Source organism: Acetobacter senegalensis, from assembly GCF_001499615.1.
In the GTDB taxonomy this organism is placed as follows: Bacteria; Pseudomonadota; Alphaproteobacteria; order Acetobacterales; family Acetobacteraceae; genus Acetobacter; species Acetobacter senegalensis.
This window is the reverse complement of record NZ_LN606600.1, coordinates 2574612-2601572: the sequence shown is the minus strand read 5'-3', so window position 1 is coordinate 2601572 and position 26961 is coordinate 2574612. Positions and strand designations below refer to the sequence as shown.

Annotated in this window: 19 protein-coding genes, 1 tRNA gene and 4 pseudogenes; 11 read left to right on the top strand and 13 right to left on the bottom strand. The window is 53.5% G+C overall.

Annotated elements, in window-relative coordinates:
* The first annotated feature begins 3 nt into the window (after window positions 1-3).
* The 4 genes and pseudogenes from ASN_RS12190 (at window position 4) to ASN_RS12175 (ending at window position 5072) form a co-directional block, all read left to right on the top strand.
* Window positions 4-1989: a potassium transporter Kup gene (locus ASN_RS12190; RefSeq protein ID WP_058988328.1), complete on the top strand. Its 1986-nt coding sequence runs from the start codon at window positions 4-6 to the stop codon at window positions 1987-1989.
* Window positions 1986-3146 (top strand): radical SAM family heme chaperone HemW, encoded by a 1161-nt coding sequence (gene hemW, locus ASN_RS12185; protein ID WP_058988327.1) that lies wholly within the window; start codon window positions 1986-1988, stop codon window positions 3144-3146. The genes ASN_RS12190 and hemW overlap by 4 nt, the downstream gene beginning before the upstream one ends.
* 284 nt (window positions 3147-3430) lie before the next feature.
* A pseudogene (locus ASN_RS12180) lies at window positions 3431-4542 on the top strand (nucleoside hydrolase).
* Window positions 4543-4646: 104 nt separating this feature from the next.
* Window positions 4647-5072, top strand: coding sequence for a DUF1489 family protein (locus ASN_RS12175; protein WP_058988326.1), 426 nt, complete (start codon window positions 4647-4649; stop codon window positions 5070-5072).
* 209 nt (window positions 5073-5281) lie between these two features.
* Here the strand turns inward: ASN_RS12175 and ASN_RS12170 are convergent, their stop codons facing one another.
* Complete coding sequence (locus tag ASN_RS12170; protein WP_082666675.1) at window positions 5282-8023, bottom strand: TonB-dependent receptor domain-containing protein; 2742 nt, start codon at window positions 8021-8023, stop codon at window positions 5282-5284.
* A gap of 616 nt (window positions 8024-8639) precedes the next feature.
* On the opposite strand from ASN_RS12170, the gene ASN_RS12165 reads away from it, so the two are divergent.
* Window positions 8640-10790, top strand: a complete 2151-nt coding sequence (locus ASN_RS12165; RefSeq protein ID WP_058988324.1) for a M3 family metallopeptidase — start codon at window positions 8640-8642, stop codon at window positions 10788-10790.
* Between the two features lie 767 nt (window positions 10791-11557).
* Here the strand turns inward: ASN_RS12165 and ASN_RS12160 are convergent.
* A complete protein-coding gene (locus ASN_RS12160; RefSeq protein WP_058988323.1) occupies window positions 11558-12925 on the bottom strand; it encodes an Nramp family divalent metal transporter in 1368 nt (455 codons plus the stop codon).
* A 212-nt stretch (window positions 12926-13137) separates the two neighbouring features.
* Between ASN_RS12160 and mntR the strand changes: the two genes are divergently transcribed.
* The 4 genes and pseudogenes from mntR (at window position 13138) to ASN_RS12135 (ending at window position 16679) form a co-directional block, all read left to right on the top strand.
* Window positions 13138-13611 (top strand): manganese-binding transcriptional regulator MntR, encoded by a 474-nt coding sequence (gene mntR, locus ASN_RS12155; RefSeq protein WP_058988322.1) that lies wholly within the window; start codon window positions 13138-13140, stop codon window positions 13609-13611.
* Window positions 13612-14072: 461 nt separating this feature from the next.
* Window positions 14073-15166: pseudogene (locus ASN_RS12145) on the top strand (IS5 family transposase).
* 184 nt (window positions 15167-15350) lie between these two features.
* Window positions 15351-15426, top strand: a tRNA-Glu gene (locus ASN_RS12140).
* A gap of 143 nt (window positions 15427-15569) precedes the next feature.
* Window positions 15570-16679 (top strand): integrase, encoded by a 1110-nt coding sequence (locus ASN_RS12135; protein ID WP_058988320.1) that lies wholly within the window; start codon window positions 15570-15572, stop codon window positions 16677-16679.
* Window positions 16680-16687: 8 nt separating this feature from the next.
* Here ASN_RS12135 and ASN_RS12130 read toward each other — a convergent pair whose 3' ends face one another.
* The 6 genes from ASN_RS12130 to ASN_RS19715 form a co-directional block, all read right to left on the bottom strand.
* A complete protein-coding gene (locus ASN_RS12130; RefSeq protein ID WP_058988319.1) occupies window positions 16688-17029 on the bottom strand; it encodes a hypothetical protein in 342 nt (113 codons plus the stop codon).
* Between the two features lie 334 nt (window positions 17030-17363).
* Window positions 17364-17999, bottom strand: a complete 636-nt coding sequence (locus ASN_RS12125; protein WP_058988318.1) for a hypothetical protein — start codon at window positions 17997-17999, stop codon at window positions 17364-17366.
* Between the two features lie 86 nt (window positions 18000-18085).
* Window positions 18086-18259: a hypothetical protein gene (locus tag ASN_RS12120; RefSeq protein WP_231948198.1), complete on the bottom strand. Its 174-nt coding sequence runs from the start codon at window positions 18257-18259 to the stop codon at window positions 18086-18088.
* Between the two features lie 306 nt (window positions 18260-18565).
* Window positions 18566-18922 (bottom strand): hypothetical protein, encoded by a 357-nt coding sequence (locus ASN_RS12115; RefSeq protein ID WP_157765179.1) that lies wholly within the window; start codon window positions 18920-18922, stop codon window positions 18566-18568.
* Window positions 18923-18995: 73 nt separating this feature from the next.
* Window positions 18996-20128 (bottom strand): IS3 family transposase gene (locus ASN_RS12110; protein ID WP_099048311.1). Its coding sequence is split into 2 segments (ribosomal slippage): window positions 18996-19891 and window positions 19891-20128, totalling 1134 coding nucleotides; the frame shifts between segments, so codons are not numbered across the junction.
* A gap of 4 nt (window positions 20129-20132) precedes the next feature.
* Entirely contained in the window at window positions 20133-20369 is a 237-nt protein-coding gene (locus ASN_RS19715) for a hypothetical protein (protein ID WP_157765178.1), read from the bottom strand.
* Between the two features lie 427 nt (window positions 20370-20796).
* Between ASN_RS19715 and ASN_RS12090 the strand changes: the two genes are divergently transcribed.
* Together ASN_RS12090 and ASN_RS18955 are read left to right on the top strand one after the other, a co-directional pair.
* Window positions 20797-21884, top strand: a protein-coding gene (locus ASN_RS12090) for an IS3 family transposase (RefSeq protein ID WP_099048310.1) whose coding sequence is annotated in 2 segments (ribosomal slippage) — window positions 20797-21058 and window positions 21058-21884 — 1089 coding nt in all. Because the reading frame shifts where the segments join, the coding sequence is not laid out codon by codon here.
* Between the two features lie 40 nt (window positions 21885-21924).
* Window positions 21925-22145: pseudogene (locus tag ASN_RS18955) on the top strand (integrase core domain-containing protein); the annotation flags it as partial.
* Between the two features lie 68 nt (window positions 22146-22213).
* Here the strand turns inward: ASN_RS18955 and ASN_RS20480 are convergent.
* The 5 genes and pseudogenes from ASN_RS20480 to ASN_RS12060 all read right to left on the bottom strand — a co-directional run bounded on the left by ASN_RS20480 (window position 22214) and on the right by ASN_RS12060 (window position 26961).
* Window positions 22214-23100: pseudogene (locus ASN_RS20480) on the bottom strand (AEC family transporter).
* A 51-nt stretch (window positions 23101-23151) separates the two neighbouring features.
* Window positions 23152-24030, bottom strand: coding sequence for a triphosphoribosyl-dephospho-CoA synthase CitG (gene citG, locus ASN_RS12075; RefSeq protein ID WP_025829309.1), 879 nt, complete (start codon window positions 24028-24030; stop codon window positions 23152-23154).
* The gene (citX, locus tag ASN_RS12070; protein WP_025829311.1) at window positions 24027-24584 is read right to left on the bottom strand and encodes a citrate lyase holo-[acyl-carrier protein] synthase; all 558 of its coding nucleotides are present in this window, start codon (window positions 24582-24584) and stop codon (window positions 24027-24029) included. Before citX ends, citG begins: the two co-directional genes overlap by 4 nt.
* On the bottom strand, window positions 24584-26101 hold the full coding sequence (gene citF, locus ASN_RS12065) for a citrate lyase subunit alpha (protein ID WP_025829312.1): 1518 nt from the start codon (window positions 26099-26101) through the stop codon (window positions 24584-24586). The genes citX and citF overlap by 1 nt, the downstream gene beginning before the upstream one ends.
* Window positions 26102-26112: 11 nt before the next feature.
* On the bottom strand, window positions 26113-26961 hold the full coding sequence (locus ASN_RS12060; RefSeq protein WP_231888585.1) for an aldolase/citrate lyase family protein: 849 nt from the start codon (window positions 26959-26961) through the stop codon (window positions 26113-26115).

Below are 26961 nucleotides of genomic sequence, written 5' to 3'. Positions count from 1 at the left end.
GACATGACCGATCCAACCAGCACACCCGCCGGGGCCGATTCCGGTAAATCCACGCAGCCCCATGCGGCCGAGCAGCCAGCGCCACGTCATATTACCGAATTTGATGCGGACCAACCACAACACACCGCCGCCCCCGTAGGGTTTGCTGCTCTTCTGGGCGTGCTGGGCGTGGTGTATGGCGATATCGGCACCAGCCCGCTCTACGCCTTCCGCTCCACTGTGGAAGTCATCTCCGGCCATCACTCCGTTGCACCGTGGGAGATCATGGGCGTCGCCAGTCTAATTTTCTGGACGCTCATCCTCATCGTGACGGTCAAATATGTCCTGCTCATCATGCGGGCCGACCATAATGGAGAGGGCGGTATTCTTGCCATCACCTCTCTCGCCCAGCGCGTGGCCACCAGCACCAAGGTCAGAACCGCATTGGGGCTGGTTGGTATTGTCGGGGCCTGTCTGTTCTTTGGGGATGGCATCATTACTCCTGCCATCTCGGTGCTCTCCGCCATTGAAGGGGTGGAGGTCAGTGTTCCGGCGGCACATGATTTTGTCATCCCCCTCGCCATCATCGTCATTATAAGCCTGTTCAGTGTCCAGTGGATCGGCACAGGCAAAGTTGGGGCCATATTCGGGCCTGTGATGCTGCTATGGTTTGGCACTCTGGGCGTTCTGGGGCTGCTGGAAATCCTGCATCACCCGGCCATTCTCATGGCGCTTTCCCCCACCTATGCGCTGGAGTTCGTCTTTTATCACGGCAAGCTTTCCTTCCTTGCCCTAGGGTCCGTGGTGCTGTGCGTAACCGGGGCGGAAGCCCTGTATGCCGATATGGGGCATTTTGGCCGTGCGCCCATCCGTTATGCGTGGCTGTTTTTTGTACTGCCCATGCTGGTGCTGAACTATTTCGGGCAGGCGGCGCTGGTCATTTCCGACCCCAAAGCGTTGGTAAACCCGTTCTTCCTGCTGTGCCCGCACTGGATGCAGGCCCCCATGATCGTGCTGTCCACACTGGCAACGGTTATTGCCAGCCAGGCCGGTATTTCTGGTGGGTTCTCCATCTGCCGTCAGCTTATCCAGCTTGGTTACATGCCGCGGCTGCGCATTACCCACACCAATGCGGAAGAAGAAGGCCAGATCTACCTGCCAGACTTCAACCGCTTTCTGGCAGTGGGAGCCGTGCTTCTGGTTGTAGCCTTCCGTAGTTCTGATGCGCTGGCCTCAGCTTACGGCATCGCTGTTACCGGCACCTTCATTTGCACCTCCATTCTGGCCATTGTGGTCTTCCGCCGCCACTTCAAGTGGTCACGCTACAAAGTCGCCGCCGTGTTCGGCAGCTTCCTGCTGCTTGACCTCACCTTCTTTTCCGCCAACGCGCTCAAAATTCCAGATGGTGGCTGGGTGCCGGTCTTACTGGGCTGTGTTCTGACCCTGATGATGACCACATGGAAAAAAGGACGCGGCCTGATTGTCAGCCGTCAACGGCAGGACAGTCTGCCTATGGGCTCCTTTATTGCGCGGCTGCCCCAGTCCCGCATTATCCGCGTGCCCGGCATGGCCGTGTTCATGACAGGCACGCCGGACTTTGTGCCCCCGTGCCTGCTGCACAATCTGCGGCATAACAAGATCCTGCATGACCATGTGCTGTTTGTGACCGTGCAGAACCTTGATCAGCCGGAAGCAGACCGAGGCCACCGTGTTTCTGTTGAAGAACTGGCTCCCAACATCTACCGCGTGATCCTGCGTTACGGGTTTATGGAAATGCCCAATATCCCGCGGGCACTGGAAGATCTGAAGGCCAATGGCGTGGATTTTGACGCCCTCCAGGCCTCCTATTTCACGTCACGCGAACTCATCACCCGGTCTTCCGTGCCGCGCCTGTCCCACTGGCGCATGTCCCTGTTCATGTTCATGGCGCGCAATTCCACATCCAGCATGGAGTTCTTCCGCATCCCGCCTGATCGCGTGGTGCAGTTGGGCGTCAAGGTGGCTATCTGACCCAGTCCACCGAACCCCTTGCGCTCTACATCCACTGGCCATTCTGTCTGGCCAAGTGCCCGTACTGTGATTTCAACTCACACGTACGGGAAAGGATGCCGGAAGCCCGCTTTGCTCAAGCGCTGCGCACAGAACTCGCGCACGATGCCGCACGCCTTGGCCGTCGCAAACTCGGCTCCATCTTCTTTGGCGGAGGCACGCCATCCCTGATGGCGCCGGAGAGCGTGGCGGCCCTGATAGAAGACGCCACCAGCCTGTTTGAACCCCTGCCGAACATGGAAATCACACTGGAGGCCAACCCCACCAGTGTGGAAGCAAGCCGCCTGAACGCCTTCCGTCAGGCAGGCGTCAACCGGGTTTCTCTGGGCATACAGGCGCTGGATGATGCATCACTCCAGTTTCTAGGGCGGCAACATTCCGCCCGGCAGGCACTCGCCGCACTGGAAACAGCCCGCACCCTGTTCCCGCGCATCACGTTTGATCTGATCTACGCTCGCCCCAGCCAATCTCTGGCAGACTGGAAAGCCGAACTGGATACCGCCCTGCAGCTAGTGGCGGACCATGTTTCTCTCTACCAACTGACCATCGAACCCGGCACCAAATTTGAAGCCTTATATCGCACCGGTGCCTTTACCCTGCCAGATGAAGACCAGGCCGCCGCCTTATATGAGGAAACCGCAACCGTCACTGGCCGCCATGGGCTCGCCGGGTATGAGGTCTCCAATTATGCAAAGCCGGGCAGTGAAAGCCGCCATAACCTGACATACTGGCGCTACGGAGATTATCTGGGGCTTGGCCCCGGCGCACACGGGCGCGTCACGCAAGGCACGGACCTGTTCGCCACCCGCCGCCACCGCGCCCCGGAACCATGGGCTGATCTGGTAGAACGCACAGGCACCGGCCAGACCTCTCAGGAAGCCCTCGTGCCATTGGAACGGGCGCGTGAAATGCTGCTGATGGGCCTACGTGTCAGCGAGGGTCTGACACTTCCCCGCTTTGAAGCGCGCACAGGCCTGACACTGGAACAGGCCACAGACCCAACCATTCTGGCCGCCGCTATTGAAGAAGAGTATCTGCAACGCAGCGCCACAACCCTACGCGCTACGCCGGAAGGCCGCCTGCGGCTGGAAGCCCTTCTGCACGCGCTGGTGCTGTAAAAAGTTCCAAGGGCTCAAGAAAACCACCACACATCTTTTTACAAAGCCAGACGCACCCCGCGCCTCCTGCCCCTCAGGCGCGGCTATGACCAGCCTCTTCCTGATCATGCTTTCCTGCACCCAGATCAGCCTCTATCCCCACTCACGCTATGAGACGAGCCGGGCTTCCGCGCTTTTTTGCCGCCTTTCTCGTGATACTGCTTTTGATGCCCCTCCACATCTCTCTATAGTGCGTCTCGGTTCTCTCCGGAGGGCTGCCATTCTTCTCAAAACCGAGGCTCCGCATGCGTTCGCCCTCTTTCTTTCGTCGTTCAGCTCTGCGGTTGACAACCGCCCTTGCAACAGCACTGGCCCTGCTCTCCACAGCGCAGCCCCATGCCCACGCCGAGGGAACGCAGGAGCCCGCCCTTGTCATTGAAGATAATGATTTTCTGGGGCCGGGTGGGTCAGATATCCAGTCTGTCATCCCCCTGTTGGCCAACCCGCACATCAAGGTGCTGGGTTTTACTGTCAGCACAGGAGATGACTGGGAAAACGCAGAGTCCGCACATCTGCGGCGCTTTCTGGAAATTGCCAACAAAAGCGAGATTCCGGTCGCGGATGGCGCAGTCTATCCTCTAATCAACAGCGTTCCGCTCATGAAACTGCGTGAACAGCAGTTCGGTCGTATTCCGTGGAAAGGCGCGTGGGGCGGCCTGGGCTCCATGGACAAAGTACCCGACACACAGCCGGATCTCCCAAAACTGGCTGAAGGCGCACCCAAAACGCCTGCCGCGGCAGAAAGCGCCGCCCTGTTCATGATTCGCATGGTGCATGAACATCCGCATCAGGTTACCATTCTTGAGGCAGGGCCCATGACCAATCTGGCGCTTGCCATTCGGCTTGACCCCTCTTTTGCCGCCACCGCCAAACAGCTTGTTTTATGGGTGGGCTGCTGGACACCAACATGATGTCCATTACCGGCAACGCGGATTTCGCTTCTGATTTCAATATGATTTTTGACCCGGAAGCAGCCCATATTACCCTGACCGCGCCATGGGCTTCCATCACCGTGGTGGGCAATATCTCGAACGATGTGATGATGACCAAAGATTACATGGCCAAAATTACCAAAAAGGCCACACCTGTTACCGGCTACCTGAGCAAATACTACTCCCCCTTACCCATGTGGGATGAAATGGCAGCCGCGATTACCGCAGACCCTTCTCTGGTGCAGCAGTCCGTCAAAGCCTACATGGATATTGATATCAGCAAGGGTATCCACTATGGCCACGCCCATGTCTGGCCCAAGGATCTCGCCCCACGCACCATGCATGTGCGCGAAGTAACCATTGTGCAGAAAATTGATGCAGAGCGCTTCCTGACCAGCTTTGTGCAACAGGCGCAATCTCTCTAATACACCCGACACACCCCTCCCTCCGCTGTCTTGATAAAAAGACAGCGGAGCATGACTGCAAAATCGGAATGTTCCTTGGTCCCGGTTTGTTCTAGACTAAGACCATGCTTAACCTGATCAAACTTGTTGTGGGTGTCAGTTCACTGGAAGAGTTGATAGAGCGGCAGAAAAAGCCGCTCAACAGCCGCCTCCACCCGGAGCACGGCGCTCTGCCGGTAGTTCATACCCGCTCCTACCCCCGCCGTGCCGCCGACATTCTGGAAGGTGGCTCTCTCTATCGGGTTATCAGCGGCCTTATCCAATGCCGCCAGCGCGTCTTGGATATTCAGACAGAAACGCGTCCCGATGGCACTCAGGGCACTCTTTTTCTGCTTTCTCCAGAAATCATCCGCGTGGAACCCCGCGCCCTGCGCCCCTTTCAGGGCTGGCGGTATCTGGAAAGCAAAGACGCGCCCAAAGACCTGACAGCATCCCAGATCTCCAACCTACCACCACACCTGCAAAAAGAGCTTACGCTGCTGGGGCTTTAAAAGCTTTAAGAATAATGAACTCATCTTACCCGAAGCGAGAGAGGTAAAAACAAGCAGTATACTCTCTGCTGTCTATATTGGTTCGATGATGAGAGGATAGAAGCGAGCGTCTATCCTGTGTGATCAAAATTCTCGATCACACAAAAAGATATTTTAAAATCACAATAAAAAACCTAAACCTCCCGGCTTTTCAGCCGGGAGGTCATAGGTCAGAAATTCATGCCTGCCTGCAAAAGAAAGGTGCGGCCTGCATACCAACCACCATAAGTAGAGTCATTACTGTTACTTGACGTATTAACAAGGAAGGGAGGCTGCTTGTCCGTCAGGTTCTGAATCTCGAACTGGAAGTTCCAGCGTTTCAGGTTGTAGTTGAATGTCAGATCCTGCAGCACCATTGAGGGTGTGCTGACACGACCGTAACCATCAGCCTTATGAATGGTATAGGTGCCGTCATTCCAGTGCATGCCGCTGATATACTGCATCATGTACGTTACACTGAAGTTGTTATGATGCCAGCTCAATGTTGCGTAGTCACGTACTGTTGGGTTGGAAGTGCCCTGAGACTGATAAGTAATGGACCCAAGATAGTTATAATGGGGGCCACCAGGTGTCATCTGCTGCTTAAAGCTTACAAGGCGCTGGAAATTATTCTCAACCATAAACCAGTCAGCCTCTGAAACCCGGAAGCGATAGCTCAGGTCCCAATCCACACCGCTGGTCGTCATGCTACCCAAGTTAGCATTCAATGCAGAAACCGTATTGATCTGACCGTTGGACAAACGGGTAATATTATTACACATGCTGGGGTCACTACCCGTGTAGCAGCTATCAAGCACATACTGTGTGCTCAGTGCGCTAATGGTATGAGACACATTGTAATGCCAGAAAGATGCACTGGTGCTCAAACCCGGGATCCAATGTGGCGTAAAGGTAGCACCAAATGTGTAGGTACGGCCAGTTTCAGGCTGGAGCTTGGAGTTGCCACCATTGAGAGTTGGCACCTGACCTGAGCCAGACTGCTGGAAAGTAGATGGGTTAATGCCCCTATTCATGCAGTTTGCCATAACAGCAGCCTGACGACCGCCGTAAGTGGTGATCTGCGACATATCGCACGGATCATTTGCGCCGTTATAGCTCATGAGCGTGCCGCCATACAGCTCAGACACACTTGGCTGACGGAAGGACGTACCCAATGTACCGCGGAAAGCAACATCACGCACTGGCGCCCAGTTTATACCGGCTTTCCAGTTATAGGTGCTGCCAAAGGTATTGTAGCTGGAATAACGGCCCTGACCATCAACAGAAAGGTTTTTGGCAAATGGCACGTTGTGCAATAGGGTCAGGTTACCTTCAAGGTACGCTTCTGACACGTTAAAACCGCCGCCTGTTGGCAGAACAGTATTGGTTAGAGAACCACCCGACGCAATAAGCGGGTCCGGATGGTAGCTCATTTGCTCGCCACGATGTTCCATACCAAGAGCGATACCAAGATCACCACCGCCCTTATAAGGCATTTTCACAACGTGGTCGTTATGAATGCGTGCGTTAAAGTCACGCATGGTGTACTGTGAATGATCGTGTTCCGTGTAGTTGGCATATTTTGCTGCTTCTGGAGACAGCGCAGCCAATGCGCTTGACTGCACGCAACCAGTATAACCAACGCATGAATTCGGGTTATACATTAGGTCCGAGCCGGAATCACCAGGGGTTACGGCATCAAGGCCCCATTCGCGCAGCAGTTTAGAGTAGTCACCCACACCAGAGGTCTGAAAGCTGGACATGGTGGAACCAAAGGTAAAGGACGCATCATACATCCAGTTCGCAATGATCTCTCCACTGGCACCGACTTTGGCGGTCAGGCTGTCCACAGCCGTTTCGGTTTTACGGTTACCAAACTCAGCCATACGGCGGTACATCTGGAGTTCCTCACCAGACGTGTTTCCAGGATAATTTTCTGGGATCCAAATAGCACTTGGCAACGTAGAAGGCGCCACACTACCCATTGCAGGCATAGGGGCCATCTGGGTCCAAGAGGTTTTGTGGCTGTACATAACGTTAGAGTACAGCGTGAAGTGCTTGTTGAAGTCATAATGGGCATCACCCATCAGGCTTCCGTTCTGCGTATTATTCAGCAGAGACGTGTCTTTGTTGTAATTGTAACGGTTAGCCGCGCTATACGGCACCAAACCACCTTGGTTGTTGCTGTTCCACGTATCGCTACCAAAGTAAGTACCACGAGTTGAAATGATAGACCCGTAGCTGACACTGGCAGGATCGGCTGGATCGTTTGACTGCGGATTACGGGACCAAGCGCGATCTTTCATCATCACGCCACCTTGGGTGTCGTACTGCCCCATAATGGTGATGTTGCCGCGGTCATGGTCAAAATTCCAGCCTTTGTAGCCAGAAATCAGACCTGTACGATTATCGCCGCGCTGCGTGATGTTGCCACGCACGTTAATGCCGCCGGTGTTGATATTATGGCGCATCTTGATGTTAATAACGCCGGAAACAGCGTCAGCACCATACAATTCAGAACCACCATCTTTCAGGATCTCAATAGACTGAATCGCCATAACAGGAATGGTGTTCATGTCTACGCAGGAGCCGCCGCTCATGCCGGTCTGAGTTACGCGCTTGCCATCAATCAGGACCAAAACACGACTGCTGCCAAGGTTGCGCAAATCTGTACAAGACACCCCATCGCCACCGTTGGTATCCGCATTGCCTAGACCGCTGGAACCAATGGAAGGCATCCGCTGCAGGAAGTCCCCTACGTTCGTGATACCAGTCTGCTGAATATCTTTTGAACTGATAATCTGCACGGGATTAGGGCTAGTATTACGCCCCTGCCGCAGGAAAGAACCTGTAACCGTTACAGCTTCAGTACCGCCCGCTGCGCTATCTGCAGTACGAGCCTGCTGGATTGTTTTAGAAGAAGAGGGGACCACCTTTGACGGGGCTACTTTCTTCGCAGTCAATTTTTTAGGTGTAGAAGCCGACGTCGCTGTGCTGTCAGACTGAGCAGTAGCAGTCGTAGCCGCATTCACTGCACTGGGCAAACCAGCTACCAGAACGGGCAAAACGTAGAGCAAAGAGAAGGAAAGCGAACTCCCCTTCTTCCTACGATGTCCATGTATCATTCAAAACAGTCCCGAAACTTAAAGGTTAAATGCTTTTTAAAAAGCGGTGCCCCTATTAAGAGGCAATTTCCCAATCGGTCGATCCCAAAATTCCGGGTGTGCAATATTTTGCTCAAGAAATGCTGCATTTTTGACACAGTTTTCGTCATCGCAATGCATAGCTATAGGGAATTCATGCACTCTATTCATGTCTCGAGAAGCATCTAACGCTCGAAATAGAGTGTGCAGAGCGTCTTTATTCAATTTTTCTGCTTTTTGCGAGGCCCAAAAGGCCTGATTCTCTCCGTTCTTTTATCCTGTATCATAAAAGACACAGGGCTGCCTTGACACCCTTGTTTCTGCCCCATAACCCGGAGGAAGCATGCCTTGGAATGACTGACGTTATACCGGATTGACCAAGGGTCCGGGCCTCAAGGAGAACAGTATGATCCGCCGTTCCTGGCTGTCCGCCATGACAGCCGCCACCTGCCTGACAGGCTGGACTTTCACTGCGAATGCCGCCCCCCTACCGGCCTCAAATCCGTTCGCGGCAGAAAGCCCCCTCCCCTACCATGCCCCTCCCTTTAATCTGATCAAGGATTCAGATTACCAACCCGCGTTTGAACAGGGCATGGTGGAACAGGCGGAAGAAATAAACCGCATCGCCAACAACCCGGAAGCCGCAAGCTTTGAAAACACCATTGCCGCCATGGAGCGCTCCGGGCGGTTGCTTGACCGGGTGAATGAAGCTTTTAGCGGTGTGTACTCCGCCAACACAAATCCGACTCTGGACAAAGTGCAGGAAATCATTGGGCCCAAGCTCTCTGCACATGAGGACAGTATTTACCTCAACCCCAAACTGTTCGCCCGCGTACAATATCTGCACGCACGGCAGGACGCGCTGGGCCTGAATGCCGAACAAAAGCAGGTGCTGGATGTCTATTATCAGGCCTTCATCCACGCAGGTGCTCAGCTTTCTGATGCAGACAAAGCCAAACTGCGCGATCTGAACACCCGGCTTTCCAAGCTGGAAACACTCTTCCAGCAAAAGCTTCTGGCAGCCACAAAAGCCGCCGCTCTGGTTGTTTCAGACAAAGCCAAACTGGCAGGGCTTGATGATGCTGCCCTGACCAATGCCCTGAACGCCGCCAAAGACCGCAAGCTAACGGACAAATGGCTCCTGCCCCTACAGAACACCACGCAGCAACCTCAACTGGCAGCGCTGACAGACCGGGAAACGCGTCAGGCACTGTTCGAGCAATCCTGGAACCGTGCAGAAAAGGGTGGTGAGAACGACACCCGTGAAACCATCGCCACGCTGGCGCAACTGCGCGCGCAAAAGGCGGCTCTGTTCGGCTACCCGAATTACGCCAGCTATGTTCTTTTTGACCAGATGGCCAAAACGCCAGAAGCCGTTCACAGCTTCATTTCACAGATCGTTCCTGCCCTTGCCACAGAGCAAAAACGGGAAGTCCGTGACCTGCAAAGCCTGATAGAGCGAAGCACCCCCAAGGGCAGCACGTCTTTCCAGCTCAAGCCTTGGGATTGGTCTTACTATGCAGACCAACTCCGCAAGGAAAAGTTCAACTTTGATGAAAATCAGGTCAAACCATATTTTGAACTGAATACTGTACTTCAGGATGGTGTTTTCTTTGCCGCTAACCGTCTATACGGTATTACTTTCAAACGCCGCACGGATATTCCCGTCTATAATCCCGATGTGATGGTTTTTGAAGTTTTTGACAAAGATGGTTCGGCACTGGGGCTGATCTATTTTGATTACTTCCAGCGTGACAATAAAAATGGCGGCGCCTGGATGTCCAACTTTGTTGGCCAGTCCACTCTGCTAGGCACAAAGCCGGTTGTCTATAACGTCGCCAACTTTGCCAAACCAGCCACAGGCCAGCCTGCCCTCATCTCGTTTGATGATGTCACAACCATGTTTCATGAATTCGGGCATGCGCTGCATGGGCTGTTTGCCAGCCAGACTTACCCGATTGTCTCGGGCACATCCGTGGCACGAGACTTTGTGGAATTCCCCTCCCAGTTCAATGAACACTGGGCACTGGATGCCACAGTGCTGAACCACTACGCCCGCCATTACAAGACAGGGGCGGCCATGCCCGCCACCCTCGTTGCGCAGTTAAAAAAGGCCGCAAAATTCAATCAGGGTTACAAGTTTGGTGAAGTTGTGAGCGCAGCGGAACTGGATATGGACTGGCACAGCCTAAGCGCTTCAGCGCCCAAACAGGATGTGGATACGTTTGAAAAAACAGCCCTTGCCAAGATGGGCTTGGATACAGAAAACGTTCCTCCCCGTTACCGCTCCAGCTACTTCCTGCATATCTGGGCTAACGGTTATTCCGCAGGCTATTACGCCTATCTGTGGACAGAAATGCTGGATGACGACACATTCGCATGGTTTGAAAAGCACGGTGGTCTGACACGCCAGAACGGTCAACGCTTCCGTGACATGATCCTCTCTCGTGGCCATACGCAGGACTACGGCCCCATGTTCCGCGCTTTCTATGGCAAAGATCCTGATATTGGCCCCATGCTGGCCTCTCGCGGTCTGGCTGACGACACTCAAAAATAGTTCACACACACAACAAGGCGGTCATTGCAACTCCGGTTGCAAGACCGCCTTTCCTGTATAAGGGCCATAGCAAAATCGGATCTGGCCAAGCGTCATATCGCATTGCTCATAAAGGCCTGATTGCATTTTTGTCAGACTTCGCCCTGTGTACGGAGCCTGACAAAAAGAAACAGCCCCAAGGCTGATCTTGCAAACACGAAATACACCTGACTGTTTTATCACTGCCTGCCCAGAATAGGGTTGTTGGCAGAAAACAGGCTGCCCCAGAGAAAAGTGGCACGTCCGTATAGGGACGTTACGCAAAATATCTTCGGCATAAGCGGGTATCCCGGCACCCATTATCAAAAGCAAATGTGCGAGCAACAAAAAGTCCCACGGGTTCCAACGTAACAAGATGCTGTTCATTCCCCAGCATACTCTGCTCTTTCGGCCGAAACAGGTCTCTTCCCAAACAACCATCCGCCTCGGCTCCGTACAAAAAACAGCCTCATCATAGGATCATAAGCTGCCTGACTATCCAGCTCCCCGCCCGACAAAGCGCAAACGGTGGGTGTAACCCGTTCAGAAGCAGAAGGCTGGATTCTCATGACCGACACACTACCGGTCACACAGACACACAACAAAAACGCGTGGCCTACGCCTGAGCTACTGATGAAACCACCTGCATATCTTTCAAAGAAGCCCCAATTACAAAATAGCGGCCGCTACGGTTTCTGATGGACGCAACACAGCCCCCTTTGCAGAAGAAACCCAAAAGGATGGAGCACCTAGAAAATCGTGTCGTACAGCAGCTTGAAGTTAAGAAGTAAGATAAGCGATGCAACAACCCAGGAGAGAACGGCACTTTTACGGGAGATAACAAACTCCCCCATTTTTCTCCGGTCAGAAACGAACATGACCAGCGGAATAACCGCAAAAGGCAGTTGCATGGACAGAATAACCTGACTGAGCAGCAGCAGTTCTCCTACCCCCTTGCTACCGTACAGAGATGTCACCACAATCACCGGAACAATCGCCAGCCCCCGCGTCAATAAACGGCGCGCCCAATGCGGAATATGCAGGCGCAGAAAGCCTTCCATAATGATCTGGCCAGCCAATGTGCCGGTTATGGTGGAGTTGGTCCCTGCGGCAAGAAGAGCGACTGCAAAAAGGGTAGACGCAATTCCAAGCCCCAGAATGGGGGAAAGAAGCCGATAGGCATCCTCAATTTCCGCAACATCCTGATGGCCCGTCGTATGAAAGGCAGCAGCAGCGACAATCAGTATTGAAGCGTTAATAAAAAGGGCAAGCATCAGCGCTATGGTGCTATCCCATGTTGCCCAGCGAATGGCCTCACGCCGCCCGGAAGATGTACGTTCGAACGCACGCGTCTGCACAATGGAGGAATGGAGGTAAAGATTATGGGGCATGACTGTCGCCCCAATAATACCAATAGCAATATAAAGCATGCGGCTATTGATCACGATCTGCGAAGACGGCAGAAACCCTTTCATTATTCCAGCCAATGGTGGAGCCGCCGCCACAACCTGCACCGCAAAGCAGATGGCAATAATGCTCAAAAGTCCGATGATAAAGGCTTCCAGATAGCGAAAGCCACGGTTCATCAGAAACAGGACAATAAAGGCATCCAGCACAGAAATAACGGCACCCCCCACCAAGGGAATACCAAAAAGCAATTGCAGGGCCACAGCCGTACCAATGACCTCTGCCAGATCACACGCTATGATCGCCAGTTCACATGCCAGCCACAAGACAGTATTCAGGCCGGGTGGAAAATGGTCGCGGCAGGCTTGCGCCAGATCACGGCCCGTCGCAATCCCCAACCGTGCAGACAAAGCCTGAAGCAGAATAGCCATCAGGTTGGACAGCATGATCACAGCCAGCAGCGTGTAGCCAAACTGCGCGCCACCTTGCAGATCTGTCGCCCAGTTTCCCGGATCCATATACCCGACGGAAACCATATAGCCCGGCCCCACAAATGCCAGAAAACGCCGGAACCAGGACGCATTTTCCCCCGGCAGCCGCACACTGGCAAAAACTTCAGGCAGGCTACTGCTATCGGCTTCAGTAGGCCTAGCAAAACGCCAGCCAGATTTTTCTGAAGCAACACAATTGGGAGGAGAGGAGTTAGACATAATGACAGACTAGAGCTTAACTCGCTATGATATGCAATATGCTATATTAAAAAGTATTGGCAAAGCACCATCAAAATGACGTCACATCTCCTTCAGCTTGATATTCCATGCGTGATAAATTATTCTCTCGGGAATAATGATGGACAGGCTGTCTCTCAACGTTCTCCGGCGTCCGTCCTCCACAGACTAAGATCAATAGGCCGCAACACCGTATGAATTCATTCGATATTCTCCCCGATGCAGAAACACATTCGGAAGGATTTCGCGCCAACCGCGCAGCAAGGCAGAATGTTCTGGTAGAAGACTACGTAGAACTGATTGCCGACCTTCTGGATGAAGGCCAGGAAGCCCGGCAGGTCGATCTGGCTGAACGTCTTGGTGTTTCCCAACCAACAGTCGCCAAAATGCTCACTCGCCTTACAGATGAAGGGTTTGTCGCCCGTAAGCCATACCGAGGCATCTTTCTCACGCCTACCGGCCGAATACTGGCGGAAGAAGTCCGCAACCGTCATCGTATTGTTGAAGCATTCCTCCTCGCACTTGGTGTAAGTCCTGAAAACGCACGCATTGATGCAGAAGGCTTGGAACATTATGTGGGAGCAGAAACTCTTGCTGCATTCCAGACAGCCATTAACGCTGGTCTTAGCAAGTTCATGACAAACGCCCGAAACAAGGGGCCATTATAAAATAAGCCCCGTTTCTCTGCTTACTTAAGCGATCCCCAATCGACCAGACAAAACATCTTTCCATCCCCAAAAGACCATCTCCTGCACCTCCCTCTTACAATGCCAGCAGGTTACATTTTCATTATGTCGTATCGTCCAGGCGTGATGAACAACAGCATCAGCCGCCGCAAATTGGTCGACATACCTCGGGTCATAGTGTGACCGATCTTCTGTCCAGAAAAAATATTGCAAACCTTCCGAAATCATCAGAAAAATTTTCATCCATATTTATTTTAAATAATAATTCAAATTCACAAAAATATAACGCTTATTATTTACACATAATCATATCCCTTTAAATATACATAATATTACCCCCCATCACCGTCTCAGAACCATCACGTGGAGGGTTCAAAAAACCCTCTGGTTTTGGGTCTTTCTCTGTGATTCCCTCTCTTGTGTGATGACTGGAGGAGTGGCTCATGACGCAGTCTGGTTTCTTTGATGTTGAAGAGCGGCTTGCTCGGTTGAGTGGGCTTGGTGACCAACTTGAAGCGTTTTCCCGTACTGTCGAGTTTGAGGTGTTCCGTCCGGAGCTGAACAAGGCGTTGGCCTATTCAGGCGGAAGCAAAGGCGGTCGTCCTCCGTTTGATCCAGTGCTGATGTTCAAAATTCTGGTCATCCAGACGCTGAACAACCTGTCGGACGAACGGACAGAATACCTGATCAATGACCGTCTTTCCTTCATGCGTTTCCTTGGTCTGGGACTGTCTGAGCGCATGCCTGATGCCAAGACCGTGTGGCTGTTTCGTGAGCGTCTGACACAGGCGGGAGCAATTGATGTTTTGTTCAACCGCTTTGATGCGATCCTGCGGAATGCCGGTTATCTGCCGATGTCAGGCCAGTCCTGGGCGCTACGCTGGTAGCGGCCCCAAAGCAGCGCAATACCAATGGGGAGAAGGCCGATCTGCGGGAAGGACGGATCCCACAGGATTGGCGGGACAAGCCTTCAAAGCTGTCCCATAAAGATCGTCATGCACGCTGGACCCTGAAATTCACCAAGGCAAAGCGTCAGGATGACGGGACGATCCCGTCTACGGATCTCGCCATCCCTTTCTTTGGCTATAAATCGCATAGTTCCATCGACCGAAAGTTTCGGCTGATCCGCAAATGGAAGACGACGGATGCCGCCGCCAGCGATGGTGTCAGACTACGTGAGGGGCTTCTTGATCACAGCAATACGGCGTCTGATGTCTGGGCAGATACAGCCTACCGCTCAAAAGCCAATGAGGATTTCATGGAAAAGCATGGCTTTGTCTCGAAGGTTCACAGGAAAAAGCCTTATCTCAAGCCCTTGCCACGACATATCCAGAAATCGAATGCAGGAAAGTCCGTTATCCGGTCGCGTGTCGAACATGTTTTTGCCGATCAGAAAGCGCAGACAGGACTGTTCATACGAACCGTAGGCATAACGCGAGCCACCATGAGGATCGGGCTGGCCAATATCGTCTATAATATGCGCCGCTTTCTCCTCCTGGAGCGGATTAACGCCGCCGCGTCGCAATCCAGAGCATGAGACTTTCACTCTGCTCAAAACGCAGAGTGAAAATCAGGTCAACAAACCAGCAAGCAACACGCAAAAAAAGAACCAATTAACGGTTCTTCGATCCCTCCACCTCTCCTATTTCTGACAAAAACCACACAAGACGGCTTGACGACCGTTTCAAACATCTCTAGATCAAAGCCCAACGCAGCCTCCAGTCCCGTTCGTCTAGAGGCCTAGGACACCGCCCTTTCACGGCGGCAACACGGGTTCGAATCCCGTACGGGACGCCAATCTTTCCAATGACTTAGAGTTTTGGTCGCGGAATGATTGACTGCTTTTGGGCCCACCTTGGGCCCATCGCCAAAAAAGACGATAAGCGCATGGTCCCAATGGGCCCATGAAAAGGCTATGCTGGGCCCAAGCGAGGCTCACCATGAAAGATCGAATCACTTCTGCTAAAATTGATCCAGCGACAGGGCGTCCGCTCCCTGCCGGAGTTGAATATCGCGGCAAGGGCCAGTATCGAGCCCGCAAGCGCATTGCAGGCGGAGAGCGGATCCATCAAACCTTCACCTCGGCCAAACTGGCCCGACGCTGGCTGGACACGACGTCCGCCAAGCTGGAACTCGGACAGTTTGAGGACACGCGACCGCTGGAACGTCAGACAGTCCGCGAACTGGTCGACCGTTATGTGCGCGAAGAGATGCAGACCCGGGAGAATGATCGCAAAGGTCACATCCCCGCCATCCTTCAGGACGAGATCGCACAACTGCCACTGGTCGATCTGACCCCGACGGCAGTCCGTGGTTTCCGGGATCGGCTGGCTGAAAAATACAGCGCCGCAACGGTGGTCAAACGCCTCAACCTGCTCGCTGCGATCTGCCAGCATGCGATCGCGGAGTGGGACCTGCCCTTTTCAAAAAACCCGGCTGCCGCAACGGCAGTCAAGCGGCCCGCTGGCGCGGACAAGAAGCGCAACCGTCGTCTGATTGGCGATGAATACGACCGCCTGCTGGAAGCCATGGCAACATCGCCCTGGCCTGATGATGTAACCTTCGTCCAGTTTGCCATTGAACAAGGCACCCGACGGGAGGAAGCCCTGACACTCCGCTGGCGTGACATTGACTTTGATCGTCACGCCTTGTCCTTGGGAAAAACGAAAACCATGCATCGCGCCATCGAACGTGGCCCGGAAATCCGTCCCCTGACACCCGGTGCGGCCCGCCTGCTGCGGACTCTTCAGGCACAACGCAAATCCAGCCGGCCCGGAGATCTCGTCTTTGATATTGGGAGCAAAGATGCTTTTTCGGTCCGGTTCGGACGTATGACGAAGAAAGCTGGCCTTCGGGATCTCACCTTCCATGACCTTCGACATGAGGCGACGAGCCGCCTCGCAAAGATTTACACGAACCCGCTCGAACTCCGCCGCGTGACGGGTCACAAAGATATCAAGTCTCTGGACCGGTACTATCAACCCCACACGGAAGATCTTGCCGCCAAAGCCATCGCATATGAAAAGCGTAACTTTGCCGACAAGGACTAGCGTTTCCGTCAGGCTGTCAGGAAGGACAGCCTGACCAGAACCACAAGCAGTAGGGCCGCGATCACAAGCCAGAAACTGAAATCCGGACTGAAGAGCAAACTCTCCCCGCGCCCCCGCCGCTTTTTCCGGAGCTGCTTTCTCTCTGTTTCCAGAATCTTCCTCGCAATAAAATCATCCAGATCCTCTATACGAAAACACCGGACCCGGCCAATTTTCAACGACCGAATTCCCAGCGTCTCATGCTGGTTCCGCAACGTTCCTTCAGCGATGCCGATATACGCCGCAGCAGCCGCGTAACGTAACGACCCACGAGACTCTATTGCGACAGTTTTTCTTTTAGCCGCTGACATGATGATGCTCCGGTTTTGGGAAACCGATTGAACATCGGATCCGGCGAGGCAGTGCTTTCAGATCTCCGTCATCCGCTGTTGTTCCGGACATTGTCACAACCTCCATGAAGGGAAGCTGACTTCACTCGATGCTCGGGGCTTGAGCCTCGAATCATGCGCCAGTTTCCCTGTTACAATCAGGGTATGAGACATTCCTGAAACAGCAAGACGGTTTTTTCGCGATTTTTGACACCGTTCGGTTCCTCGCCGGATACCAAAACTGATGTCTTGCGCTACCATTCCTGGCGCGGGAGCTCCAGTTCCGGTCGTCCCACGCCTCAGACATCGGTCCTTCTTAGAGCGACATCTCTTTGTCACGCCCGTCGTCAGCGATCCGGTCCACCAGAGACTGGCAGAGTGCCTTCAGGTCTTCCGGGCGCGCCAAAAGATCGAGAAAGATGCAGACTGGGGTGATGCCAACACGGCGGTAGAAGGCTTCACGCCGCTCGAAGCGCTCCAATCCCCGCAACTCGTGGTCGTTCCGGGTAATGCGGTTGGGTCCACAGGAACCAATGACCTCGATAAAGCAGGCAGCACTTCTCCTGCGCAATGTCAGGTCCGCCTTCTCCGCCCCGACGTCAGCCATAATCGGCTGATGGAGATCGATTTCCATATCCTCGTGCTTCAAGGACTCAAGGATCTGGTAAACGACACGTTCGGGAAGGGATTCCAAGATCTTGCCGTTGGAAGCCATCTTCCCTGTCGGTGGCAGATCAGGCCAGCGAGCCCTCGCTTGGGCATCGACGCGGGCCCAGTCCCGCTGACCAGACTCACCGATGAAGACCAGATGCTGGCCGGCCGGCCCGAGATACCGGCAGATGGCCTCACTCGGTGGGGCACCGAGAGCACGAGCAAGGTCCCGATAGGTGATCAGATCAGCTTCAGTGGGGTGAAAACGGGAGGGCGTAGCGTCTTCTGAAGAGCGAAACATTCTTTATTTTCCTAATGAAACGAGAACAGGCGCGATTTGAGCGCGCCTGTTAAGGGAAGAAGGGGATATGAGTGAGGAGGAGAGCGTCAGTCGCAGCCGGAGCTTTCGCCATCCAGAATCTTGCTGGTCACGCACCGGACCTTGCGACCGATCATGCGCGTCAGAATGACGACGCCCTCCAAGATACGGTCGTCCGTATTGCCTTCGAGCGATTGGCTTATGGCAAAGTCAAGCAGCCGGTGCAGGGCCACGAGCTGCATAAGATCCGCCTCCACTACAGAAGAAGTAGTTGTATGATCAGACATTGATTTTCTCGTTTACAAGTATTGCGGGACGAGGAACCCACACGCAAAAAACCGATACCAGATCGGATAAGAACAAAATCCTTTGGGGAATTTAGGGTGTGAGACCTCAAAGCCTGGGAAAAATCAGGATCAGATCACACAATAAAAACAGACCAAGAAATACTACACCGTTAACTCTGCCAGAGCGCGCAAGACTCGTTTCTGAAAAATACCAGCTTAAGCCGTTATAGATTCGAACTGATCGTATCAGTCTGAAAAGCGTTACTGTTTTTTGGAGCGCTGGCGTGCCCGCTTCCGCGCGGCCGCGACCTGGGTGTTCTTTGCAACGTCCGTCCGCTGGGCTTCAGACATCAGGGCGGCGATCACACGGCTTCGTACACTGGCATCCGTCCCCTCGATGCGCCTGCCGGCAATACCAGCCTTTTCGTCGAGGATCGTGTTGATGTTGGCGAGTTTTTCAATCAGCACCTTTGCCACATATTCATCCAGATTCTGCCTGTCCGGCATATGCGCCAGCAGAGTGATGATGTGATAGCCTTTCGCCGTCTGACCTGCCCGGTGTCCGCGATCCTCAGCCTGATGCATCGCCGCCGGCACCCAGTCGAGTTCCACAAACACACAGGTATCAGCACGATGGAGAGTCAGAGCCTCACTGGACTTGTAACGGTTTTGTGCCGGTATGTAATTTCTTTTACGCGGCTTTGGCCTCGAAAGCGAGTGGGCTGATACTCCCGAGATAGGAGTGGCGCCGTCGCGAGTTATAGAAGCCGTTGATGTATTGAAAGATGGCGGCTGTTGCCTGACGCCGTGTTGGCCAACATTGTCTCCAAAGCATTTCAGCCTTCAGGCTCTTGAAAAAGGTCTCGACCACGGCGTTGTCATAGCAGTTTCCCTTGCCGGACATGGACGGTATCATCCTGTATTTGGTCAGTTTCTTCTGAAAATCATGGGAGCAATATTGGCTGCCGCGATCAGAATGGAAAATACAGCCAGATGGTGGGTTGCGTAGACGCATCGCCATATCGAGTGCCCTGATAGCGATATCCTTTTTCATCCGGTTACTGGCGGCCCAACCGATAACGCGGCGGCTAAACAGGTCAATGACGACGGCAAGGTAAAGCCAGCCTTCACTGGTCCAGATATAACTGATGTCGCCCGCCCATTTGCGATTGGGGGCATCGGCCATGAAGGCGCGGTCCAGAATATTGTCAGCAAAACCAAGAGAATGCCGACTATCGGTCGTGACTTTGTGCCGACGTGTCCGTACGGGACGAATACCGTTGGCTTTCATCAGTCGTCCCACACGGCGTTCACCAACAGCAAGCCCTGCTTCCTTGAGTTCCATGGTCATCCGCGGACGGCCATAGGTCCGGTTGCTCAGGGCATAATGCTCGCGGATATGCGCCAGAACCTTCAGATCGGTGCGCTGGCGCTCGCACATGGGCCGGGAAACCCATGCGCGGTAGCCACGCGTCGAGACCTGCAGAACCCGACACAGATCGGCGATAGGCCAACGGTCACGATGTGCCCTGATAAACGCAAACCTCACGTCTTTTGGCTCGCGAAGAACTGCGTGGCTTTTTTTAATATTTCCCTCTCCTCCCGCAGGACACGGTTTTCCAGGCGAAGACGTTCATTTTCCCGGATGAGGTCCGTCGACGCTTCAGGCACTGTTAGATCAGTCGACCGATACTGCGAAATCCAGTGGCTCAGCGTTGATTTGCCAATCCCCAGATCCGCCGCAACCCGTGTCCTGGACAAACCGCTGCTCAGCGCGATCCTGACCGCCTCGCGTCGAAACTCTTCTGTCTGCTTCATTGCCATGGTCTCATGCCTTTCCTGTTGAAAGCTTTAAACGCTCAGTCAACCGGCACAAAACCGTTACAAGTCCAGTCTCAATGACATGGGCTTCCCGCCGTCGGTCCGTGCGGTCTCCCGGTCGCATACGCCAGTTTTTCTCAGCAAGAAGGCAGCGGAACGTCTTCAGGTCATTTCCGGACTGTTCCCAAAACGCCATGATCTCGCGTCTGGCAGTGGGGAGATCAAAACCCTGACGTTCTGTCATCCGCCTCGCTTCTGACGTATAGGCGGCGACAGGAGGTGATGTTTTCTCAGTCGGAATCAGGGCTTCAACTTTTCTGGCAGCGTCATGCTCACCACCCTCTTTAAGAGCTTTGACGATAGCTTTGTCATGCCTACTCGGCACCAAAGCGTGCCCCAGCTTTATCTCAGTCAGACGGGCCAGTTTCTCCAACCTAACCCATGAAAACTTGCTGCTGAGAACGTGAGAATTCTGCTACTCGGGAAGCAGGAGATGGCCATGGGTTTTTCCGTCTTTCTGATGAATCACGAAGGTGGTTCGTTCGGGATCAGCCCCAAGCTCCTCGCAGATGTCTCCTGCAAAGTCAGAGAGCTGCTGGTCCGGTAATCCCCCCATAAAAAGAGTGGCTTTTGAATGAGAATTTTCTCAGCGTGAGGATGAGGAGATTCTGATGAAGAGTGATCGCTTTACGGACGCCCAGATTATGGGCGTGATCCGCCAGGCTGAGGGCGGCGTCTCTGTTCCTGACCTGTGCCGGGAGCACGGGATCAGCAACGCCACGTTTTACCGATGGCGCGCGAAATATGGCGGCATGGATGCGTCAATGATCAGTCAGATGAAGGCTCTGGAAGAGGAGAACCGTCGGCTGAAGCGGATGTATGCGGATCTGAGCATGCAGACGGATATCCTGAAGGAGGCTTTGGGAAAAAAATGAAGCGGCCAGCCCAGCGCCGGGAACTGGCCGCACAGGCTGTGGCGCATCACGGGGTCAGCATTGCGCTGGCCTGCCGGATTTTTGGGATATCGGAGACCTGCTTTCGCTATCGTCCACGACTGGCGGCGGAGAACGACAGGATTGCCGATCTTCTGGTAGGACTGACCCAGGTTCACAGGAGATGGGGATTTGGCCTGTGTTTCCTGTATCTGCGCAATGTGCAGGGACGTGTCTGGAATCATAAGCGGGTTTATCGGATCTATCGGGAACTGGAACTCAACCTGCGGATTAAATCCCGCAGGCGCCTGGTTCGCGAAAAGCCCGAAAAGCTGTCGGTCCCAGCACTTCCCAACGAAGTCTGGTCCATGGATTTCATGGCGGACAGACTTTTGGATGGACGTGCTTTTCGGCTCCTGAACATTCTGGATGATTTCAATCGTGAAGGACTGGCGATTGAGGTTGATTTTTCCCTGCCGGCCTGTCGGGTTGTCCGCTGTCTGGAGCAGGTTATGGAGTGGCGCGGCAGGCCCGAGGCTATCCGAATGGACAATGGCCCTGAATATGTCAGTCATACGTTGGTTTCATGGGCCGAAAAGCAGGGGATTACCCTGATCTATACACAACCGGGCAATCCGCAGCAGAACGCCTATATTGAACGCTACAACAGGACTGTCCGGCAGGAATGGCTGGAGCAGCATCTGTTTGAAAGCATCCAGGACGTACAGGAAGTCGCAACACAATGGCTCTGGACATATAACCATGACAGACCCAACATGGGGAACGGCGGGTTCACACCCGCTCAGAAACTAAAAGTAGCTGCCTGAATTCTCAGTCAGAACCCCACTAAAAAAGGGGGGATTACCGCTGAAATACGAATGCATCTACCTGCACGCGTTCGAGACCGGATCGGAGCTACGGACCGCGCTTGCCGGATGGATTGTGCATTACAACGGACAGCGGCTTCATTCAGCATTGGCTGGACGTAAGCCCGATAAGGCGTATCATGACGTGCCGCCGCCCTCTGGTCCGGGGGGTTAACCCCGGACCAGAGGGCCAACAGCGGCGCCGTCAGAATGGCAGCATAACAACAACCGGGTTATAGCTTATTCAACCCAAAAACTGTCCGAATACCTCTGGACGCTACAGAAGATCTTCAGGATGTCAGCGCGATCAGAGCGCCCATACTAAAAACAGCGGCGATGGTGGAGAAAAACACCGTAGATGCGGCCTCACGCTCCCCCTTTTTAATTTGACTCGATAGAATCACGATGACAGAGGCCGACGGCATCGCAAATGTCAGAACGACTTCCCGCAGATAAAACGGCGACAGATGCGCCACGAGTGCAAGGCCCCAAGCACCGAGTGGCACGACAACGTTTCTGATCACAACCGACGTGATGACCATTCTGTTCAACACAGGTTTCATCAGGCACAATAAAATACCGGCGGAAAACATTGCGGTTCCCCCAGTCGTTTTACCGAGCATGATCAAGGAAGTGTCCAAAAGCTTTGGGACGGGCACGCCGGACAGAACCCAGAAAAATGCCAGAAGCGGCGCGAGGACGACTGGCTGCTTGAAGGCCTGCTTGAGATGCGAGGTCCATCCTCCCTCACCTCCGAGCGTCTCCCTATTATCGCTGGCCAGAAGAAAAAAACAATTGGTATCAAGACAACATTAATGGTCAGGCTTGCCAAAGACACGGCGAGCGCGCTTTTTTCACCAAATAGAAAACCCAATACAGCCGAACCAACGAATGGAACTGAAGGGTTTCCAACGGCAAGTGCCTGAAGCGTGCTCAAGGAGACGGAGCGCTTGAAGACAAAGCGCGAAAGCCAGTACGTCAGCAGAAAGCTGACAATCATCCAGCCAATAATAATTGCCGCAAAGCTACCAGAATTGAGAATTTGCTGACGGTCAATTTTGGAAATACCGACAAACAGATCCATCGGCAGTGCGAATTTCAGTACCATTCGGTTGAGAGCGGTTGCTTGATCGCGATTGAACATACCACAGGCGGCACCCAAGTATCCCAACGCCATGGAGAGGACCACAGGGAAGACAGCCCCACAAATAGTCTCTAACATACGACCTCACATTTTTGAAAAAGCTGCCTCAACATCCGTCAAGAAAAACAACACCGACAAAAGATCGGCGCTTCCACCCGGGCTAATATTTTTATCAATAAATATCTTATTTATATTAAAAACATTTTCAAAAAAAACCTCATCATCAATAGAAGATGGAATATTCAACACCTTTTCTGCACATTTTCTGGAGAAATCAAGCCCAGCCAGACCCGCTCTGGAGATAATATTTGTATCTCCATTTTTGGATATCAGAGTCAGCAATGCGACAAGGTCTGCGCGACCGGATGGGCCATGTTCGGAAAGAGCCGAGAGATAAGCAGGCAGCGCATATGTCCGAACAGTGACAAAACCAGATTCCGCCTCTCCTCTAGCCCCGGCCAATCCGTATCGTCGATAAATCTTCTCGCCCGCCGTCGCACTGGATGTGTTGCCCTGGCATCCGAAATCATTCAAGACGATATCCTTAGAGATATACGCGACTTCTGTGCAGATTCGTTCAATGCTCAGTTCTTGCCCACCAGCCACGACTCTCCCGACAGCCCCACACAGGAGGCCGAGAGAGAAAATACTCCCCTTATGTGTATTAATCCCGCCTGTTTTCTGAAACATACGCCGTTCGCACGCGAGACCAGTCGCGCGCAGAGCCGACAGTGTCCGATCAGCCGGTTGAAAGGCCGTTTCACATCCCTGCTGATAGAAACGCTCTAAAAAGGGCGAAATTGCTTCGATACTACACAGGAAAAGTGGGTAATCCATATCACGGTGGGCACCGCTATCATGGCGATCGACGAGACCGGGCTTGGGGGTCAGATCAATCTCTCTGACCAAAGCTTTTCGCGCTATCTCCGAGACTCTCTCGCCGATTGTCATGACGGCGGTCATACCGATACGCCCTCTTCATAGAGGGATAGAATCCGCTTCATACTGGTCTCCAGAACCGGCAAGGGGTGCTGACGGTTGCGTGCACAGAAATGTGCGTTTTCCTGGCAGGCTAAGCATCGCCGCGCTGGCAGGCCAAACTGCTCCCGCGACAGAACATTCATGCCTGGCTCGATCACATCCAGATCCCACAGCCGCCCGAGCGGATGCGTATCTTCGAGGTTCACGGCGATCTGCTTCAGCGCCTCGGATTCGATCCCTCTGACGACACAGAGCGCCTCCGGTCCTGCTGCCGAATGTGAGAAACGCTGCGTATCGATCCTCAGACCAGCACCGTCACACGCCGCATGGAGTGTCGTCACTCCGACATGAAACACTTTATCGATCAATAGAGACGATTTGACCGGACCCGGAGACACGATCGTCAGCGAAATCAGAGGACACTCACAGTCCTCCAGCAGGAGATACTGCCTGTACGCGCGCGCTTCCCTTGCCGCCAGCAGGGCAGAAAATGGGACAGAGCCATCCGCCAACGCATCAGGCCGATCTCTCGTCATTATCGGGCCACCTGGCGCACCACATCCATGACACTGCCATCACGATACCGTACGACCGCAACGATCTTGTCCGTGTAGGCGATCGGTTCCGGCTTGCCGGCGCGGCTGATGGCGAGATCTTTCAGTTCCTCGATACTCAAGACCGGAAGCTTCGCGTCGCGGAGACGTTTTTCGAGAGCTTGATTATTGGGATTCACCGCTATTCCGTGGTCAGTTACAACGACATCCACGGTGCTGCCCGGAGTCACGACCGTATTGACATGCTCGACTACACACGGCATCCGCGACCTGAGCAACGGCGTCACGATAACCGTCAAATTGGCTGCAGCGGCAACATCGCAATGACCACCTGACGCACCACGCAGCACTCCATCAGAGCCTGTCAGCACATTGACATTGAAATCGATATCAACCTCCAACGCACTCAGCAACACGACGTCGACACGATCGACATAAGCGCCCTTGGATGATGAATTCGCATATTCATTCGCCGAAATCTCGCAATGTGCAGCATTCTCTCTCAATGACTGTGCTGCGGTCACATCAAACGACTGCACGTCTGCAATCGCGCCGATCATGCCTTTGTTCAGCAGATCCACGATGGGGCCCGTCACGCCACCCAAGGCAAAACTCGCTTTGATATTTTTTTCGACCATCTTTTCCCCGAGAAAGATGGTCGTTGCGGTAGCGGCTCCTCCTGATCCTGTCTGCATGGAAAAGCCGGTTTTGAACGATCCTGAATGCTCGATTACAGAGGCGGCGATACGGGCCAGAAGCAAGTCGCGGGGGTTCTTCGTCAACCGTGCAGCCCCAACGCTGATCAGAGACGGATCGCCCACCTCGTCCACCGTGACGACCGCATCTACCTGATCCTGGGAAAGGCTGGCGGGATAGTTCGGAAAATCCACCAGTTCCTGAGCCATCGCGATAACATACCGCGCGTGCGCAGCATCCACCTTGGCATAGCCGAGCGAACCACAACTCAGTTCGCCATGACTGCCATTCGCGTTGCCAAACTCATCGGATGACGCCACCCCGAGGAATGCAACATCAATGGAAATTTCGCCCGTTTGAATCAGATGAACACGGCCGCCATGAGAATGAACCTGCACCGGCACATCCATCAAACCTTTGGAAACAGCCTCGCCCAGTTCACCTCGCAAGCCCGATGTAAAGATTTTAGCGATCACGCCGGAGCGGATATACTCAACCAGGCCATCATGGCAGTTCAGCAAAGAACTTGGTGCAATCGTCAGATTTTTAAAACCGAGATCGGATAACGTCTTGATGACATGCATCAAAACCTTATCGCCCTCCCGGAAGGCGTGATGAAAGGACACCGTACTGCCATCCCGCAAACCCGACGTACGAATTGCCTCTTCAAGAGACGGAAAAAGCTTTCTGTGGCGCTTCGTGGACGGGCTCGCGAGTTGCGGCGATTTCGCAAATACACCTTCAAATTCTGGAAGGTTATTTCTGGAAGCGTATTCTGCGGTGCACTGTTGATTGTATGACATTGAACCCTCCCTCACGAGTGATCGGATAGAAGAATGACGCGCTGAGCCTCGTGAATAACCGGCGGATCAATCATTTTTCCATCAAGGGAAACGACGCCCAGATTTTTTTCTTCGGCGTCTTTCGCAGCCTGAATGACCTTCCGGGCGTGATCGACCTCGCCCGTCGTTGGGGCATAGGCCTTATGGAGAAGCTCAATCTGGCGCGGATGAATGAGGGACTTTCCATTAAAACCAAGATTTTTGGCAATGGCGACCTCTCTCAGGAATCCCTCTTCATCATTGACGTTTCCATAAGCAACATCGAATGCATCGATTTTTGCAGCGCGCGCAGCATGCAACACGGCCGCACGTGCATAGAACAATTCGGGTTCACTTCCGGAGCTCCGCGATGTCTGCATATCCACCAGGTAGTCAAATCCCGCAAGGGCAATGGCGATCATGCGGGGCGTACATGATGCAATAGAAACTGCATTGACGACACCACATGCAGATTCGATAGCTGCCATGATTTTCGTATCACCTATGGGACGACCACAAGATTTTTCTATATTTTCAATACGATTTTCAATTTCTTTTACGTCGGCAACGCTTTCCGTCTTGGGCAGACGGATGACCTCGACACCGCCGCGGACAGCCATGTCAAGATCATCTTCCCAGAACGGAGTTTCGACACCATTGATGCGTACGACAGTTTCGATGCCACCGTAGAGGTTGGCTTTCAGCGTATTGAAAACCAGAAGGCGCGCCGTATCCTTCTCGGCCAGGCTGACGGCATCTTCCAGATCGAACATGACGGAATCAGGTCGATAAATATAGGAATTGGAGAGCATTCCAGCGCTGTCACCCGGAATGAACATCAT

Excerpts from the sequence above, each read along its gene's own strand:
- ASN_RS12190 (WP_058988328.1), top strand. The coding sequence starts at position 4 with ATGACCGATCCAACCAGCACACCCGCCGGGGCCGATTCCGGTAAATCC.
- ASN_RS12175 (WP_058988326.1), top strand. The coding sequence starts at position 4,647 with ATGCTTAACCTGATCAAACTTGTTGTGGGTGTCAGTTCACTGGAAGAG.
- ASN_RS12165 (WP_058988324.1), top strand. The coding sequence starts at position 8,640 with ATGATCCGCCGTTCCTGGCTGTCCGCCATGACAGCCGCCACCTGCCTG.
- ASN_RS12160 (WP_058988323.1), bottom strand. The coding sequence starts at position 12,925 with ATGTCTAACTCCTCTCCTCCCAATTGTGTTGCTTCAGAAAAATCTGGC.
- mntR (WP_058988322.1), top strand. The coding sequence starts at position 13,138 with ATGAATTCATTCGATATTCTCCCCGATGCAGAAACACATTCGGAAGGA.
- ASN_RS12135 (WP_058988320.1), top strand. The coding sequence starts at position 15,570 with ATGAAAGATCGAATCACTTCTGCTAAAATTGATCCAGCGACAGGGCGT.
- ASN_RS12130 (WP_058988319.1), bottom strand. The coding sequence starts at position 17,029 with ATGTCAGCGGCTAAAAGAAAAACTGTCGCAATAGAGTCTCGTGGGTCG.
- ASN_RS12125 (WP_058988318.1), bottom strand. The coding sequence starts at position 17,999 with ATGTTTCGCTCTTCAGAAGACGCTACGCCCTCCCGTTTTCACCCCACT.
- ASN_RS12120 (WP_231948198.1), bottom strand. The coding sequence starts at position 18,259 with ATGCAGCTCGTGGCCCTGCACCGGCTGCTTGACTTTGCCATAAGCCAA.
- ASN_RS19715 (WP_157765178.1), bottom strand. The coding sequence starts at position 20,369 with ATGACAGAACGTCAGGGTTTTGATCTCCCCACTGCCAGACGCGAGATC.
- citG (WP_025829309.1), bottom strand. The coding sequence starts at position 24,030 with ATGACCGCCGTCATGACAATCGGCGAGAGAGTCTCGGAGATAGCGCGA.
- citX (WP_025829311.1), bottom strand. The coding sequence starts at position 24,584 with ATGACGAGAGATCGGCCTGATGCGTTGGCGGATGGCTCTGTCCCATTT.
- citF (WP_025829312.1), bottom strand. The coding sequence starts at position 26,101 with ATGTCATACAATCAACAGTGCACCGCAGAATACGCTTCCAGAAATAAC.
- ASN_RS12060 (WP_231888585.1), bottom strand. The coding sequence starts at position 26,961 with ATGATGTTCATTCCGGGTGACAGCGCTGGAATGCTCTCCAATTCCTAT.